Origin of the sequence: Brevibacillus migulae (genome assembly GCF_004521915.1) — a bacterium.
GTDB classification, from domain to species: domain Bacteria; phylum Bacillota; class Bacilli; order Brevibacillales; family Brevibacillaceae; genus Brevibacillus_F; species Brevibacillus_F migulae.
On record NZ_SDKD01000013.1, the window covers coordinates 22,600 to 38,346 of the forward strand.

Annotated in this window: 15 protein-coding genes; 9 read left to right on the top strand and 6 right to left on the bottom strand. The window is 48.4% G+C overall.

Going from position 1 to position 15,747, the window contains the following annotated elements:
- Positions 1 to 109: 109 nt before the first annotated feature.
- Positions 110 to 451, bottom strand: coding sequence for a hypothetical protein (locus tag EIZ37_RS15600; RefSeq protein ID WP_134685691.1), 342 nt, complete (start codon positions 449 to 451; stop codon positions 110 to 112).
- A 146-nt stretch (positions 452 to 597) separates the two neighbouring features.
- Here EIZ37_RS15600 and rlmD point away from each other — a divergent pair, with 146 nt between their 5' ends.
- From rlmD to EIZ37_RS15615, 3 genes are all read left to right on the top strand, one after another.
- A complete protein-coding gene (gene rlmD / locus EIZ37_RS15605; protein WP_134685692.1) occupies positions 598 to 1,983 on the top strand; it encodes a 23S rRNA (uracil(1939)-C(5))-methyltransferase RlmD in 1,386 nt (461 codons plus the stop codon).
- 280 nt (positions 1,984 to 2,263) lie between these two features.
- Positions 2,264 to 2,629, top strand: a complete 366-nt coding sequence (locus EIZ37_RS15610; protein ID WP_134685693.1) for a winged helix-turn-helix transcriptional regulator — start codon at positions 2,264 to 2,266, stop codon at positions 2,627 to 2,629.
- A gap of 108 nt (positions 2,630 to 2,737) precedes the next feature.
- On the top strand, positions 2,738 to 3,286 hold the full coding sequence (locus EIZ37_RS15615) for a cysteine hydrolase family protein (protein ID WP_134685694.1): 549 nt from the start codon (positions 2,738 to 2,740) through the stop codon (positions 3,284 to 3,286).
- Between the two features lie 146 nt (positions 3,287 to 3,432).
- On the opposite strand, the gene EIZ37_RS15620 is transcribed toward EIZ37_RS15615, so the two are convergent.
- Together EIZ37_RS15620 and EIZ37_RS26000 are read right to left on the bottom strand one after the other, a co-directional pair.
- Entirely contained in the window at positions 3,433 to 3,960 is a 528-nt protein-coding gene (locus tag EIZ37_RS15620; RefSeq protein ID WP_134685695.1) for a hypothetical protein, read from the bottom strand.
- The gene (locus EIZ37_RS26000) at positions 3,960 to 4,433 is read right to left on the bottom strand and encodes a hypothetical protein (protein WP_167568917.1); all 474 of its coding nucleotides are present in this window, start codon (positions 4,431 to 4,433) and stop codon (positions 3,960 to 3,962) included. Before EIZ37_RS26000 ends, EIZ37_RS15620 begins: the two co-directional genes overlap by 1 nt.
- A 192-nt stretch (positions 4,434 to 4,625) precedes the next feature.
- Between EIZ37_RS26000 and EIZ37_RS15625 the strand changes: the two genes are divergently transcribed.
- On the top strand, positions 4,626 to 5,450 hold the full coding sequence (locus tag EIZ37_RS15625; RefSeq protein WP_134685696.1) for a hypothetical protein: 825 nt from the start codon (positions 4,626 to 4,628) through the stop codon (positions 5,448 to 5,450).
- 60 nt (positions 5,451 to 5,510) lie between these two features.
- Here the strand turns inward: EIZ37_RS15625 and EIZ37_RS15630 are convergent, their stop codons facing one another.
- The gene (locus EIZ37_RS15630) at positions 5,511 to 6,518 is read right to left on the bottom strand and encodes a DUF3231 family protein (RefSeq protein ID WP_134685697.1); all 1,008 of its coding nucleotides are present in this window, start codon (positions 6,516 to 6,518) and stop codon (positions 5,511 to 5,513) included.
- 136 nt (positions 6,519 to 6,654) lie between these two features.
- On the opposite strand from EIZ37_RS15630, the gene EIZ37_RS15635 reads away from it, so the two are divergent.
- From EIZ37_RS15635 to EIZ37_RS15650, 4 genes are all read left to right on the top strand, one after another.
- Positions 6,655 to 7,608, top strand: coding sequence for an EamA family transporter (locus tag EIZ37_RS15635; protein WP_235828056.1), 954 nt, complete (start codon positions 6,655 to 6,657; stop codon positions 7,606 to 7,608).
- A gap of 61 nt (positions 7,609 to 7,669) precedes the next feature.
- Positions 7,670 to 8,791 (top strand): lactonase family protein, encoded by a 1,122-nt coding sequence (locus EIZ37_RS15640; protein ID WP_134685698.1) that lies wholly within the window; start codon positions 7,670 to 7,672, stop codon positions 8,789 to 8,791.
- Positions 8,778 to 9,734 carry a helix-turn-helix transcriptional regulator gene (locus EIZ37_RS15645; protein WP_134685699.1) on the top strand — a complete coding sequence of 319 codons (957 nt, stop codon included), beginning with the start codon at positions 8,778 to 8,780 and terminating at the stop codon, positions 9,732 to 9,734. The genes EIZ37_RS15640 and EIZ37_RS15645 overlap by 14 nt, the downstream gene beginning before the upstream one ends.
- A gap of 60 nt (positions 9,735 to 9,794) precedes the next feature.
- Complete coding sequence (locus EIZ37_RS15650) at positions 9,795 to 10,067, top strand: zinc ribbon domain-containing protein (protein ID WP_134685700.1); 273 nt, start codon at positions 9,795 to 9,797, stop codon at positions 10,065 to 10,067.
- 152 nt (positions 10,068 to 10,219) lie between these two features.
- Here EIZ37_RS15650 and EIZ37_RS15655 read toward each other — a convergent pair whose 3' ends face one another.
- Positions 10,220 to 13,057, bottom strand: coding sequence for a M14 family metallopeptidase (locus EIZ37_RS15655; protein WP_134685701.1), 2,838 nt, complete (start codon positions 13,055 to 13,057; stop codon positions 10,220 to 10,222).
- A gap of 146 nt (positions 13,058 to 13,203) precedes the next feature.
- On the bottom strand, positions 13,204 to 14,433 hold the full coding sequence (locus EIZ37_RS15660; protein ID WP_134685702.1) for an MFS transporter: 1,230 nt from the start codon (positions 14,431 to 14,433) through the stop codon (positions 13,204 to 13,206).
- Positions 14,434 to 14,678: 245 nt separating this feature from the next.
- On the opposite strand from EIZ37_RS15660, the gene EIZ37_RS15665 reads away from it, so the two are divergent.
- Complete coding sequence (locus tag EIZ37_RS15665) at positions 14,679 to 15,398, top strand: YebC/PmpR family DNA-binding transcriptional regulator (RefSeq protein WP_134685703.1); 720 nt, start codon at positions 14,679 to 14,681, stop codon at positions 15,396 to 15,398.
- Positions 15,399 to 15,747 lie beyond the last annotated feature (349 nt).

Below are 15,747 nucleotides of genomic sequence, written 5' to 3' on the forward strand. Positions count from 1 at the left end.
AGACGACCTGGTAAGTTTAGGATTTTGGTAAATATCTGAAAAATAAAAATTAAGTCAAGTGCGTGTCAAACGCAAAAAAAGAAGAGCCTGACTGGCCCTTCCCCGTTGTTTACACCGTTTCATACAGCGCTTCATAGCGCTTGCTGATCTCTTCTTCACTCAGTCCAAATTCATTGAGACGCTTATACATAGCCGCCATCCAGATCTCGGAGCGCTGGAACATTTTTTGGTATTTCTTTTGCTCCTTGCCCTTGCGCTTGGCGCGGTCTTCACTGTTTCCTTTCAAATTATCCAGGATGAACAGCATCTTCATACTGTCTTCTTCATCCAAGCTTGTCCAGCTTGTATTCAGAACATCCAATACTTTTTTGTAGTACTGGTCAAATTCCTCAAAAGAGATCTCGGTATCCATGTTGAGATACTCTTTCAGCTTGTCAAAAAGCTCCTGCATGTCAAAAACACTCCCTCTTCAATGTATTCCCCATTATAGCAAAAAGCAGGGAGGCGGGGAAAGTTCTTCATGAATTATGCTTTTCTTCCGTAAACCATCTATAATATAGAAAGCGTATAGAAGACGAACGAGGAGAATCATCATCTATGAAACAACCTGTCAAACCTTCGGATGTATCCATCCGCATTGGTCAACAAATGACCTTGACGATCAGAAGTCTGGGGATTAATGGCGAAGGGATCGGCTATTTCAAGAAAAAGATCGTATTTGTCCCGGGCGCGCTTCCGGGTGAAGTGGTCCATGCAGAGATCACGGAGGTGAAGGACAAGTATGCAGCAGGCCGACTGCTGCGTGTCATCGAACGCTCCCAAGCTCGTACCACTCCCCCCTGTCCGGTATATGAAAGCTGTGGCGGCTGCAGCCTGCAGCATCTCGATTACCAAGCCCAATTGCTCAGCAAAAAGGAACTGGTCGTGCAATCTTTTCAGAAATACGCCGGTCTGCAGCAACCACCTGTGGCCGATACGATTGGGATGGACAATCCTTGGGGCTATCGCAATAAAGCCCAATTTCAGGTAGGAAGCAAGGAAGGGCGGCTAATCGCAGGGCTGTACCAAGCCGGAAGTCATGAATTGGTGGAGCTGCAGGATTGCCAAATTCAGCATGAGGCGACGACGGCGATGGTCGATGCAGCCAAGGAAGTCATTGAAAAGCTGGGGATCCCGATCTATGATGAGCGAAAACGCAAAGGGATTATACGTACGATCGTGGCACGGGTCGCTTTTGCCACGGGCGAAACACAGCTGACTCTCATCACCGCAACCACGGAGATTCCTCGGGAAAAAGAACTGATCTTAGAGCTCCGTTATCGGCTGCCTTCACTCGTAAGCATCGTACAGAATGTGAACCCGCAAAAAACCTCGCTGATTTTTGGCGATACAACCAAAGTTCTCTGGGGTAAGCCAACCATCGCCGAAAAGCTGGGCTCGCTATCCTTTGATCTGTCTGCACGCGCCTTTTTTCAGCTGAATCCGGAGCAGACGGTCAAGCTGTATGATCAGGTGAAAAAGGCTGCGGGCTTAACCGGAACCGAGCGTGTGCTTGATCTGTACTGCGGTACCGGCACAATCGGACTGTGGCTGGCTCCCGACGCCAAGGAGGTACGCGGCATCGAATTGATCCCTGAAGCCGTGGAGGACGCTCGCCGCAATGCCGAGCGCAACCAGATTTCCAGCGCCAGCTTCCACGTTGGAAGAGCGGAAGTATTGATGCCAAAATGGGCGAAGGAAGGGATACAGGCTGATGTGGTGGTGGTGGATCCGCCCAGGACAGGTCTGGAGCCCGCGCTGATCAACGCGCTTTTGCAGGTGAAACCTCAGCGAATCGTCTATGTTTCCTGCAATCCTTCCACGCTGGCAAAGGATGTGAACCGGCTTCTTGCCTCCTATGAACTACAGTCCGTTCAGCCGCTGGATATGTTCCCCCATACGCCGCATGTGGAGTGCATAGTGCTGCTTACATTGCGGGTGTAGATAAGTAATAAACCTTTGACATTCATAATAAACACCTGACAAAATCAAAATACACCTTTGCCAAAATTCCTGAGCAAAAAACAGGGGAAAAGCAGAATCCAATCGGATGAAGCCTTTCTCCTGTTTTTGTAAAAAGACTTTATTCTTACAACAATATTGTTTTGGGGGCACAGGGCCAGATCAAGTTCTGCTGCTTTTGTATTTTCCATTCTAGTCGAATGATGTCTTTTTAAATGAAAAGACTCCTTACCATTGATATGATTGCATAGAGGTGAGTTCTATGATTATTCGAGAGATTTGTAACTGCCCATTAGAGATTGTACACGACATTATAAAGGGTAAATGGAAAACAATGATCATCTTTCAATTGAAAAATGGGAATACGTCCTTAGCTCAACTGGAGCGAGAGATTGACCAGATCACCCAAAAGATGCTGCTACAGCATTTAAGAGAACTTAAATCTTCCGGGATCGTTGATAAAATCAAAACGGAAGGGTACCCGTTACATGTAGAATACTTTCTTACTGACCGTGGGAGAAGGCTGTTGGATGCTGTACTGATTATGCAAGAGATAGGGATTGAATATATGGTGGAACTAGGACAGACGGAACTTCTTGATCGCAAAGGCATCAGCTATAAAAAGTGAAATTAGTATACCCATACCCACCAAAAAGTGGGTAATTCACCGTTCACTATACCAATATTATAATGCGTGTAGAAACAACTCTTACTACGAGTAAAGGAGCTGTGTACCATGAATACCGCGTTACTATTGGTAGACATTCAGAATGATTATTTCAAAGGGGGTAGAAATGAGTTATTCAATGCCGATAAAGCGTTAACCCATGCTCAAGAAGCATTGGCGCTGTTCCGAGAAAAGAGTTTACCTATTGTTCATATTCAGTGTATTCTTCTGGAGAGTAATGCTACATTTTTTCTTCCCAATACCGATGGGATCAACATTCATGAAGGAGTAAAACCCCAATCTGATGAAACAGTGATTGTGAAACATACTCCAGACAGCTTTTTTCAAACTGAATTACAAAAACATTTTGAATCGATGAAAGTAACGCGGTTAGTCATTTGCGGCATGATGAGCCACATATGTATTGATTCGACTGTGAGAACCGCACAACGCTTGGGCTATGAAGTAATACTGCTCAATGAAGCATGTGCCACCAAAGATTTAGTATGGAATGACACAGTGATTCCTGCAAAAACCGTCCATGATACTTTTATGGCATCATTGCAAGATACCTTTGCTCAAGTAGTGGATACTAGCAGCCTTCACGACATGATTTAAGCTTTTTCATTTCTAGCTCTGGGCTTTTTTGTTCCAGTTCTTTCGGTAATTGAAGGAATCAGAATTTGATAGGTCGTGTACTCCAAAGATACATAGCACAAACGTTAAGTTAGACTGCACACCCAAAAGGTATGCAGTCTTTCATTTTATGACACACCCGTCCGGCAATCCCTCCACAGACCTGTTTTGCGTCCATACAAACAGATAAAGTGGAAAAAGGCAAGCGTCAAACATTGTATGACAAGATAAACGGGAAATGAGCTGGCGATGTTCCATTTCGTATAATAAAAAATCTGCAAATGCAATCCTGCCCATTCAATGCTGATGCCAGCCAATGACCACAGCAGCATGTACAGCAGGACATAGATTCCCTTCAAATTCCACCTGTCATACAGGTACACAAAGATATACCCGATTGGTGGATATAAAACAAAGTAAAAGATCGCATCAAACAGTTCATACTTTTCATGGTCATTCAGATTAAAGTAATCGAAGGGAGGCGCCGCCAGTACATGATCCAATTCGTTGGCAATCGTCAAGGTAAATACGAAGAGCAAAACCGTTAACACAAATGGAAATCTCCGGGGCAACAGAAGGGCAGCTCCCCAACCAAGCAAACAAGCCGCGACAATGATCCATTCATTCACATCGATTGCTTTTGGTAAAGGCAACATTAACAAGCCCCCTCCTTGCCTATCAGACGGTGGAACCATTTGTACAACAACACGGCAATCGATATGGTACAAGCATAGGAGACTGCGGACCACCATGGTTTCCAGCCGGTAAAGTACAACAAGTGAAAATGTTCGCTGGCTAATTCCCTCGCTACTAACAAAAAGATAAGAAGAAGGGCAAAAATGCCTCTGAACAAGAATGTGCGATGTTTCGTAAAACACAATTCCACATACCAGATCATCAGCAGCGGATTGAACAATAACCGTCCAGCCGCCATTACCCAATAAATATCATGCTTTTCCGGTATTGTAACCATTTTAAGATTAAGGTTTACGATCGTAACAAAGTTCTGTTCCAAACACATGAGAACCATCCACAAAAACAGGATTTCAAACAGATGCATTCGTTTCCTTACACAAACGAAGGCGATAATGAGAATAACAAAGACGATATAGAAAAAGGATATTGCCATGTTCTTCCCCCTAGTAATTCAGGGATTTATTCCTGTAAGCTCCCCTGCAAACAGGTCTCCTATTCAAAAGATGAATCCTTGTGTTTCGGGAGGGGAAAAGGCTTCTCACCGAAGACCCATACATTTTTGCGTACGCTCATACTAGACGACCGTTCTTTCGCACATAATATTTGTAACTAAGGGGATGGTCTTTTGCCGAACTATATTCCGTACTTGCTTATCATACTGGTCTGCTTTTCCATGTTCCTTTGGCTGATCGCGCGCACTCGTAGCTACCAAACCGTTATCCTGTACCTGACTTACGTCGGAATGGTGTATATATTTGAGTATTTCGTGTTGGTCATTCTCGACGCATACGCATATATACCGCATTTTATTGCCAATCCTTATCTGGACAACATGCTGGGGGCTTTCGTATCCAACTTCGTCATCGTTCCGGTTCTTGCCAGCCTCATCGCTGTCCTGCAGCTGCATGTCGGTTGGATCATTGCCATATCCCTGCTTTTATGCGGCATTGAGTGGCTCTTTCTGCAATTGGGGATTTACCAATTGCATTGGTGGAAGATCTCCTATACCTTCCCCGGACTCCTGTTTTTCTTTTGGCTGACACGCTTATGGTACCGAAAAGTAATGGATGGAAACCGAATCTATCAATATATCACCTTTCTTATGTTTACCTTTACCGTGGTCGACAGCGCCGTCTTTCTGTTGCTGCTGTCCGGGATCCGTCAATTTCAGCCCGGTGTGTATGAAAATATGTATCGGGATGATGTGTTCTTTAGCGCTTTGTATGCGTTTATCAAAATGCTTGTATTGGCAAACAGCATCTACTGGTCTGCGAAATTACGCTTTGCCTTCATCGCGATAGGGGCTATTCTGGTCGGGCAGTTCTCGCTGATTCAAGCGGGAATCTTGAAGCTCTATGTGCCTTATGGTACTTTTCTCCTGATCTACCTCTTCGCTTGTACCCTGATTATCTGTTTACTCCGTTATACGAGGCGTTTTTTTCGGTCATAACAGCCGCGCCATACGAAAAAAGGAGCCTTTATCATCAGGCTCCTTTTTTCCATAATTGCTTTACACACTGGCCAGTTCTTTTCGATTAGGGGCATGTGGAGGCTCTTCCAGCCATTCCCTGGCAATCAAGAGATCCATTCCCTCCTTGCCGTATTGCAGAATTTCCGAAATGAGCCCTGAATAGAAGGCGACCAAATCAACCCGAGTCACTGTCGACAAGGCGTGCCCGATATAGGTAAGCCCTCCGGAATTGATGATATTCATAAGCGTCATGATCATCCGCTCAGAAAAAGGCGAAACCGTCGAAGTCGTTACCTCTGTGTTCACCATGATGGTCCCTAACAGATCTTCTTCGATCATCTTTTCGTTCAGGGCTTGAATTTGCTTGGAGGCAAGATGTTTCCCTTTTATCAGGTAACGTTTCAGTTCCTCATCCTTGACCACCTGGATGAAGGCGGTAAGGAGAATCAAGCCAAAATAATTGCGCTCAATGTTGAAAAATGCTTCCGATAGCTCGATCACGTTGAGCGGCCTCTGCGGCTCCATCCATTTGGACAGGAAGGTTTCCTTCACTTTCAGAAATTCAACCTTGTCCGGGTACGGCATCATGGGCGGACGGTCGTAGATCCCTTTTTCCAGCATCAGTGCCGTGGCTTGATTATACAGCTCTTGCGTGGTATCCAAGCATTGGGTGAAAAAGAAGCGCACATCCTCCCGTGCGACATTGGACAACAGCACGCTGTATGTAAGCAGTCCCATGCGGCTCATCCCGTATAAATAACTCAGCGGAAACATATCGAAAAAGAGAGGCGGCGCGTTTAAATCGACATCTTCCTCCGAAAAGCCGACCGGAATCGGGATTCCTTCTTTCGTGAAAATGTTCGCAATCTCTTTTACATGGGTTTCCGACGCTTGCAGCCCTTTCTCGACCAAACGCTTCGCTTCCTCATCCTTGAACCATTGGAGAAAATGCTTGGACATACATATCGATATCGTATCACTGATGTAAGTGGACCATAACGCAGCGATCTCGGTTGAAGACAGGCTGACAACATGTTTGTGCTCCATCTCATTCTCCTCGTGAACCTTTGATCCAAAATTCATCTAAAGTTTCTCATAAGAAGGATGGAATTATGCAGACGGACCACGTTATGATAGATGAAACGCAATGATCATCCATTTGAACGTACACGAGGAGGATTGTATGGAGCAGCTATCCATGGTCAATAAATCGGATTTATCCAGGCTGAAGGGATTGGCAATGGCCTTTTTCGGCGCAGCGTTGTGGGGAATTTCAGGCGCTGCTGCCCAAGTGCTGTTTCAAGATATCGGCGTACCTCCTGGCTGGCTTGTCACCATTCGCCTGCTTTGTGCAGGGGGATTGCTGCTCGCCATCGGGTTATGCGGTCCGCACCGGCAGGAGGTCGGCAAAATCTGGACAAAGCCGGGTAATCGTATGCAGCTGATCATTTTTGCCATCTTCGGGATGCTCGGTGTACAGTACACGTACTTTGCCGCGATTGAAGCTGGCAATGCCGCCACTGCCACCCTGCTGCAATTTTTAGGGCCTGTATTCATCACGGTCTATTTGGCTCTGCGCTCAATGAAATTGCCCACAGTACAAGAATTTTCAGCTCTTGCCTTAGCTTGTACAGGGATGTTTTTGCTTGTGACCAACGGCTCTTTGAAGGAGCTTTCCATTTCTACGTCCGCAGTCCTCTGGGGCCTCGGCTCTGCTGTCACCGCTGCCTTCTATACCTTATATCCGAAGCAGCTGCTGAATAATTGGAATTCTCTGGTAGTCGTCGGCTGGAGCATGCTGCTTGGCGGACTGGGGCTGTCGATCATCAACCCGCCCTGGCAGATCGGTTTGGAGCTGCTTACCGTCCAATCCCTGTCCCTGATTGGCTTTGTCATTCTATTCGGGACCTTGATTCCTTTCTATCTGTATATCGAGAGCCTGCGTTATATTTCTCCGGCAGAAGCCGGGCTGTTAAATTCGGCCGAACCTCTATGCGCTGTCGTCGTGTCCGTAGTATGGCTGCAGGTTTCTTTCGGTTTGTTTGAAGCTATTGGTGCCTTGTGCATCATCGCCACGGTTGCCTTGCTCACCACTCGACCGGGGAAACGGAAGACAGCAAGTGCGAGTAAGGACTGACGACAGCCCTGGAAGTTTGGTAACATTATGGGTATCTTTTTGCCACAAAAAGGGGGCTCGCATGTTGAATACTCATAACGCGGATGCTCAAGATGATGAGATCTATCTGTATGTCGGATCATACACCAAGCACTCACCCACAGGCATAACGATTTATGCTTTTCAGCAGCAAACCGGAGAGCTGCGCTATATCGATAACGTCACGGGCATTGAGAACCCCTCCTATCTGGTGATTCATCCCCAAAAAAGCCAGCTGTACGCGGTCAGTGAAATGATGGAGTCACAGGGAAAGCAAAGCGGCCTGGTGGTTGCTTATGCGGTCGATCCTCACACGGGCAAGCTCAGTCCGGTAAATCACCAATTCTCGGAAGGTTCGGCACCTTGCTATCTCAGTCTGGATCGAACAGGTACGCATGTGCTTGTCGCCAATTATGGCGGGGGAACGATCAGCCTGCTGCCGCTGGAGGAAAACGGGCAGCTTGCCCCAGCCGCCTGCACCATTCATCATCAGGGCAGCAGCGTCAAACCGCAGCAAAACGCGCCGCATCCCCACTTCATCCAGTATGATCCCGGCCACTCCTATGTGTTTGTCGCTGATCTCGGGATCGATCAGCTGCTGCTGTATCGGCTAGAGCCCGCCTCACTCTCTTTGATGCTGCATCAGACCGTGTCCCTGCCAGCAGGTGCCGGTCCCCGTCATATCGCTTTTCATCCGGAACGAGACTATGTCTATGTGATCAATGAGCTGGACTCCACGATTACAGCCTATACCTTTTCACGTGAAGCCGGGATGCTGCACGCCATCCAGACGATTTCCACCCTGCCCGATGGGTGGGAAGGAAGAAATGACTGTGCCGACATCCATCTGTCTCCCTGCGGCCGGTTTTTGTATGGCTCGAATCGCGGTCACGACAGCATCGCGGTGTACCGGATCGATGATGCCACTGGACGCCTGGCAAGGCTTGAGCATGTATCCACGCATGGGCTCAAGCCGCGCAATTTTGTAATCGCTCCCAATGGCCGCTTTCTGTTGGCAGCCAATCAAGGCTCGGATAACATCTTCACCTTCCAAATCGATCCACAAACGGGAAGGTTGCAAAAAATCAGTGAGCTTGCTGGAATCTCGCAGCCAGTATGCTTGAAAATGGTGGAAAAAAGGATGCTTGCCCATGAAGCTGGATAGACTGCTTGCCATCACCATGATTCTCATCCATAAAAAACGTATCCAGGCAAAAGAGTTAGCCGAGATGTTCGACGTGTCCGTACGCACCATCTATCGGGATATCGAGACGATCAATCAGGCTGGCATCCCGATCGTCAGCTATCCCGGCGCGAACGGAGGCATCGGTATCGTCGATAGCTATCGGCTCGATAAAAACGTCCTCACCAAAGAAGAGATGGCCGCCATCGCGATTGCGTTAAAAAGTGTTTCCACTGGATATCAAGACAATCATACCAATGTCGTTCTCAGCAAAATCGAAGGGATGCTGCGCACCCAGGAAGCCCAAGTCTTCAAAACGATCAGTGAGCAGGTGTTTATCGATGTCAGCCCATGGGATGCAGAGCTCTCGCAAAAGGAAAAAATCACGCAGCTCCGGCAGTCCATCGCCGCCTCCCACCTTGTTTCTTTTGTCTATCATCCCGCTTCCGGCGAACCATCGCAGCGTACCGTCGAGCCGCATACGCTCATGTTAAAGGCGCAGAAGTGGTATCTGTATGCCTTTTGTACGAGTCGTCAGGATTTCCGGCTTTTCAAGGTAGCACGCATGAAGGATCTTTTCATTCACCCAGATGACACTTTTGAACGGAAAGAAATCGCGTTGGATCAAAACGTCTGGAGCAAAGAATGGCACTCTTCCACGCAGGTGATCGAGCTAGTCTTGCGGTTTTCGCCACAGATGCGGCACAGGGTAGAAGAATGGTTCGGCTTGGAGTCGATTACGCATGAAGACGATGGATCATGCATCGTCCGTGTCGACTATCCGGAGGACGAATGGCTGTACGGTTTTGTGCTTAGCTTCGGACACTATGTCGAAGTGATTGAACCTCCTCATCTCAGAAACATCATTCGCGATCGTGCCCAAAAAACATTTTCGCTCTACGCTACCATCCCTCAAGAAACATGACAAGCTGCTGTCAAGTTTGGTGCGCTATACTGGTGCCAATCAGACAGGAGGTTGATCGATATGGAGCAACACCAAGCATGTCAAAGCTGCGGAATGCCCCTGACAAGTCCAGAACAATGGGGAACCAACCAGGATGGCAGCAAGCACGCCGAATACTGTGTGTATTGCTATGAGCAAGGCGCGTTTACGCAGCCGGATTTTACCCTCGAGCAAATGGTAGACTTCTGTGTCCCTTTTTTAGTCGAGGAGGGCATGCAGGCAGAACAGGCAAGAGCCATGCTGCAAGCCAGCCTGCCTCACCTGAAGCGTTGGAAAGCGGTAGAAGCCAACTAGCGCGGAATGGCGATGCTTGGCATTAGAAAAAACTTGGATCCGCCAAGTTTTGGCGGGGCTTAGTTGCTCTTATGTCGTTGAGAATTTTGTAAATTCTTATCGACCAAGAAAACCCCTGACCATCCCAGTCAGGGGTTTCCTACTGCCGCTATTTATTCATCCAGCGTGGTTGCATAGATCGCATTGGCCAGCATCCGGTAGCTGAACTGCGGATGGGCGCGCCATACCAGATCATTGGCAAACAGCGTAATGTCTTCGTCGCCATTTTCCAGTGTAAAGGCCATTACTTGTCCTTTGGCATCCTCGTGTCCTGGCCACCATCCGGTTTTAAAGAAATCGTCCTCATCACTCACCGTAATGAGCGTCTCTGCATCCTCCGGCACTTCCGTGATCCACGAGCCAGATGCGCTGTACACAAGCTCCTCCTCATCATACGCTGCTGTCACCGTGCTCTCCTGAGAAAGCTCCGCCCGCAGCAACCCTTCATGATAGAAATCGGTTGTATCAAAATCAAAATCGTCCAAAATGTCTTCTTCTTTCACAAAGTCAAGGGCATAGCCGCCGATCCCGATGTAGGCTCGTCCATCCAGATCGTTTTTCTTCGCATTGCCCGAATCATCCACGATCACATCGCTGCCTTTCACGGAGCTGACGACGTCAAAGCCCAATTCCTCCAGGACGAACTTGCTTGCTCCGGAACCGACCGAAGCCACTTTTGGCATCTTCAGCTTTTCCGCCTTCACGTCCTCTTCAGCGGCGATCACATCTAGATAATATTTGCTGCGGACGCGGTCAAGGTCGCGCCTCTCGACGAGGAAGTCGCCCTTCTCATAGCCGTCGCCGGATTCGAGCACCATTTCGACCGTTTTCTTCGCATCCAGCAGCTGGTTGACTGCTTTGATGGCCTCATTGCTCGTATTGCGAATGATATAGGCATCGGCTTTTCCTGGCACGTCGGTTTTTGGCTTGGTGACTTTCGCCGCTTTCAATTCCCTGACGTTTTTGTCGAAGACGCCTTCTTCTCTGAGTTCATAGCGGGTGAACCCGCGCATGTCATGGAAGTTTTGCACGACTGAATCGTACATGGCATCCCAGTCGGAGATATCCTCCCCGTCAAACAGGACTGTATTGGCAACGCCGCGTTTCGCCTGATGCATGTCCACCACATAGGTGCCTTTCGGATAAGTGGTGCCATCAGCTTTGATCTCTTTAGTCGTCTGTTTGACTTCTACATCGTTGCGGAGCAGGTACTCCACCATGTTTGCCGCTTCCCATGGATTTTTTTGCAGGGCCGGATCCATCGGAATCACATAGTACTCAGGGAAGAAATTGTCGTTGTCTCCCCGCGGACGGCCAATCTCCTCGCCGTCCTGATTGACGAGCCATTCATCGACAGCGCGGTCATCCTCGCCGTCTACACCGCGTTTGAAGATTTCCAGCTGTGTCTTGAACATTTCATCCTTATTGTCGAGCACATATTTGACTCCACCCAGGCCTGCATATACGGTGGCATGGTAGGAATCCTGGTTCATTTCCGGCATCTCGATGGTATGGCCAAACGAGCCCTGTGTCATCGCATACACCGCTGTATACGCAGGGGTATAGTCGTCCCAGCCATTGCCGTAGTCATCCAATGGAATCAGGTAGTCGTCATATTTCGTATTCGCAATTCCTGCATTCCCCATGGCGTGTGCCTGATCGATCATCCCTTTCATCAGCAGATCGTATTCAAAGTTGGGATTGTGCGGAGGCGTACATGGCTCAATCAAAAATCCCGGGACGAAGCCGTGGAAATCATAGAAGGACAGCGGAGTCCACTTTGCGATTTCCGCTACCGTTGCCAATACCTCCGGCTGCGTCTGATACGTATGATCACGGTTCAGGTCAAAATTGTTCGCGTTGGCCCGGGTCGTTGCCACACGTCCATCCGGGTTTTGCGACAGGTTGAACAAAAAGATCATGTTATCCAGCGCTTCATCGACATCAATCTGTTTGACCTCATCGGTATCTTCGGAAGCATTGAATTCTACCGTGTCCTCGGTCGCAAATTGACGAAGCAGCTCCAGAATGGCATCCATGGCAGGGGTTTCATCCGGATGCGGGTTGTTAAACCAGACCGGCACCTTATAATCTTTTAATTTCCCCTCTTCTAAATATTTCAATAATTTTTCCGGTTCGCTTTTCATCTTCGGCAACGTTTTGTTCAAGTAGGTCTCCACCGATTTGCGGTCTTTGGCCAGCACCACAAAATGCAGGTCGCGCCCTTCTACCGATTTCCCGATTACTTCGTATTTCACATAGCGATCTTTTTTCGCATCCTTCATGATTTGATCGATCGCTGGTTTGATTTCCTCGTACGTATGGTAATTGTCATAGACATTCAGCTTCATGGCCGCGGTGTAAGCGATATCGGATCCCTTGTCCTTGACCGCGAGCTCGTAGGTGCCGAGCAGATCATTGAACTTTCTGCGAATGGAGCGTGCTGACATATCCGTGGTCGGCACTTCTTCCCCGCTTCTGTTCAACACCGTATAGATGAGGTCGACGTGGATGGTGGCTTTAATCACATCGCCATCCCGATAAGGCTCCTTCGCAAAGGTAAGGAAGGGCTCTCCGCTGTACTTTTGCTCCTTGGCACTGTACTTGCGCCATTCTTCGAAGCTTTTGCCTCCGAATGACCATTCCAAATTTTCTAAATTAACTGAATCATCGGCGGAGAACTGTACCTCGATATCCCTTTCCTCTGTCATGGACATCAAAGGGGTGGAAACCTGCAGCTGGCGAAATTCGCTTGCCTGAATGCGTTTCGCGGCTTTCGCTTTTTTCACCGTCTTTTCTGGAGCCTGGTCTACTGACGTTCCCGTAGCCGTCGCTGGCTCTCTTGTCCGGCCCGCTTCGTCCTGGTCGCTGCGAGCCGCATACGCCTGCGGTACGGCAAGAGACATGGCAAATCCCATGAGAAGCGTGTTTCGAAGCAATTTCTTGTACATTCGGCACTACCTTCCTCTCTATGCGATTGTTTCTTACATTAATGTCATCATATAGGCGATTGGTAAATCTGTCCATCCATCTTTTTTAACCGTGCTGAAAACAGCAAAAACCTGGAAAGGCCTAGCACCTTTCCAGGATTCTTTGCTCACGAGGACTGCGTCGCTGCGGTCGTTTGCTTTAACACCGGAACAAGCAGCAGCATCCCAATGACGAACATCACGGCTGCCGATCCATACACAACCGGGATGGGCAGCGTGTTCTTCAGCCAGCCTACACTGCCCATGGACAGCACCATCATGCCCATAAACATCGGAGTGAGTACGCCATTCACCCTCCCTACGATCACCTGCTCGCTGTTGCGCAGGATCATCATGCTAAAGCCTGCATGGATGAAAGGGAAAAACAAGCCATTTAGAAATTGAAAGATCAGCACGGTCCAAAGCGCTGTCGACAAGCCATTTCCACAGCTGCCGATCGCGCTGGCCAAAAGCCCCATCGCCACGAGCGCTTGCGGGGTGATGGTCTTGGGAAGCTTCATCACAAGCCCTCCGCCGACCAGCATGGCGACCCCATAGGAGACGAGCGCCCACTGAAACGAATCGTTGGGCAAGCCCAATTGATCGACGATTAAAAAGATTAACAACTGGCTGGTGAGGCCAGACGCTAAACCTACAAGCATGAAGACCATTCCCAGCCTGCGAAGAATCGGCTTGACCCAGACATATCGGAAGCCATCGGCAAATTCACTCCAAAAATGGCTGTCCGTCCTCTTCATCGCTGAAGCCTCATCCCGCGGGAGCTGAAACAAGACCAATGCGGACAGCAAAAAGGTAACCGCCATGACTCCGATCGACGTGTAAATGCCAAACGTTTGATAAATGAAGGTGCCCAGTGCCGGCCCAAGGATCATGAAAATCGCCATTAGTGTTTGGTTCATCGCCACCACTGCTTGGAGCTGCTCCTCGGGCACATGGACCTTAAACAGCTTCAAGGCTGCAGGCTGGGAAAATTGTGAAAGAATCGAGGAAATCAACGTGGCGAAAAACACTACCTTCCACGTGCCGAACACAAGGGCAAGTAGCACCAGGCAAATGGAAAGGGCGCTGAGCAAATCGCTCCCGATCATCGTACGTCTCGGCGGCCAACGGTCAGCAAACGTGCCCCCGATAAACGAAAAGAGAAAAATGGGACCAAACTGCGCAACAGAGATGAGGGATACCGCATAAGGGTCATTGTTTGTCTGCCCCATGACAAAAAAGAGAACCGCAAAGTTGCGCACCCATATCCCCATCTGCAGAAACACGCCTGACAGCAGGATGGTTCGAATCACCCGATTATCGAGCAGCCCACTGCGAGGGGAAGCTTCGTTAGACATAGTTCACACTCCTTTTGCAAACATTTTATATTTTTGTTTGCTATATAACAAACATTTTATTTGATTGTTTATTTTAGTCAAGCGTTTTTTAATCTGCCGTTTGATTCCTCCCTGTCAGCTGTCATGAACCGGCATCGTCTTTTTTTTGATATTAATTAGGCAGTTGAGGTATAATCGTGTCTAGTGAAAGAACCGACGAGAAGCAGCTGCTATTATTTCTTCTGTTGAAAGAGAGTGGAATTATAATGGGTCGTAAATGGAACAACATTAAAGAAAAAAAGGCATCCAAGGATGCCAATACCAGTCGTATATATGCCAAGTTTGGAAAAGAAATTTATGTGGCCGCCAAGCAAGGTGAGCCAGATCCGGAATCCAACCGTGCTCTGAAAGTTGTACTGGAGCGTGCAAAAACATACAGCGTACCAAAGGCGATTATTGACCGCGCGATCGAAAAAGCAAAAGGCGGCTCTGAGGAAAGCTATGACGAGCTGCGTTATGAGGGCTTTGGACCAAACGGATCGATGATTATCGTCGATGCCTTGACCAATAACGTGAACCGGACGGCACCAGAAGTGCGCGCGGCATTTAACAAAAACGGCGGAAACATGGGTGTCAGCGGATCGGTTTCGTATATGTTCGATGCGACGGCCGTGATCGGGGTCGAAGGAAAATCCGTGGACGACGTGTTTGAACTGTTGCTGGAAGCGGATGTAGATGTGCGCGACATTACGGAAGAAGACGGAGCAGTCATCGTCTATGCCGAGCCAGATCAATTCCATGCCGTGCAAGAAGCTTTCAAAAAGGCTGGCATCACGGACTTTACCGTAGCGGAAATCACGATGATCGCTCAAAACGAAATCACACTGCCTGAAGACGCTCAAGCGCAATTTGAAAAATTGATCGATGCGTTGGAAGATTTGGATGATGTCCAACAGGTGTACCACAACGTGGATTTGGGTGAATAAAGAAAAAGCAGACCTTTGCATTCGTGCGAAGGCCTGCTTTTTTAGTTCCACAGGTAAGCTCCTGCAAACACACCAAGGGAGAAGCTCAGAAACGAACCCATTGCGCATTCAAATTGGTATGGGGAGTCGGAAATCAACCACTTGTTTGTCAGAATCGGTACTGTGATTGTAGCGACTACCAGAAGTATGGCGAATGCACGACTTTCCATAGGCGGAGACTGGGTCATTACGTCTTCAGGTGGTGACATCAGGATACCGTTCATCCCGAAGAAGAGGAGTGCGGATATTATTAGCAGCTTGCTCACCGGTAAGCCCATTGCAAAACTGAGCAGGCAGATAAATGGTGTGG